We start from the raw sequence: 724 nt of genomic DNA, 5'->3' as shown, positions 1-724 counted from the left end.
CACTTATTTCATTAAAATTTTAAATCTTTTATATGAAAGTTGAACAAGAAGAGGGCAAACATTTCAATGGAAGCTCTTTATTGAATAAAGATGAAAGCGAGCATCGTCATATCCCTAATATTGCAACTTATTTGCTAGCGTCTTTGACACTTGAGCTGGTCTATAAAAGCCATTTTAATCATTTTGATCTCTCTATGCTAACCTTGTTTGTGATGTGCAAGTGAATGATTTTTATAAATGAATACATTTTACACGTTAATAAAACATATTTCCAGATATGATCACACGCACAAATGTTGCCTCATATGCATTTTGAGTGAGTGCATATTGCGGTATCACACTTAATATTTAGAAAAGTACGATGTCGCATCTTTAAAAATGTGACTGATTTATTGACGATGATCATTTCTCATATTGCTTATGAAAAATCGATAACAGGATTCCTGCAACACAAAGAATTATCAAAAATATTATTCGTAAGAGATGAATGTTGAGGAAACTTTAATGTTCAATGATGTGTCAAAGAAAGCAGTTTCAGAGAATATACTTTCGAAAAATTTTCAGATACATGTAAATTTTTTTATAGAAGGTGATGATATTAGTCTCATGGGTAAAGTTGATTGCAAAGAGATATTTACAGTTTCATGGATGAAACCGTTTTTAAAAGGAAAGATATTGGATACAATCTTTGCAGGAAGATGAGTCGTCCAAAGGATCATATAAA

At 30.8% G+C, this 724-nt stretch carries 1 protein-coding gene; it reads left to right on the top strand.

Features of this window, described 5'->3' with window-relative positions; translation table 11 throughout:
* The first annotated feature begins 504 nt into the window (after positions 1-504).
* Positions 505-702 (top strand): hypothetical protein, encoded by a 198-nt coding sequence (locus ACFINC_RS10675; RefSeq protein WP_375617197.1) that lies wholly within the window; start codon positions 505-507, stop codon positions 700-702.
* Positions 703-724 lie beyond the last annotated feature (22 nt).

It is taken from the genome of Bartonella sp. AP58NXGY (assembly GCF_042195785.1).
Lineage (GTDB): Bacteria > Pseudomonadota > Alphaproteobacteria > Rhizobiales > Rhizobiaceae > Bartonella.
This window is presented reverse-complemented; position numbering and strand designations above follow the sequence as displayed.

Bases quoted from the DNA above. Each gene is read 5' to 3' on its own strand.
- ACFINC_RS10675 (WP_375617197.1), top strand. From the start codon at position 505: ATGTTCAATGATGTGTCAAAGAAAGCAGTTTCAGAGAATATACTTTCG.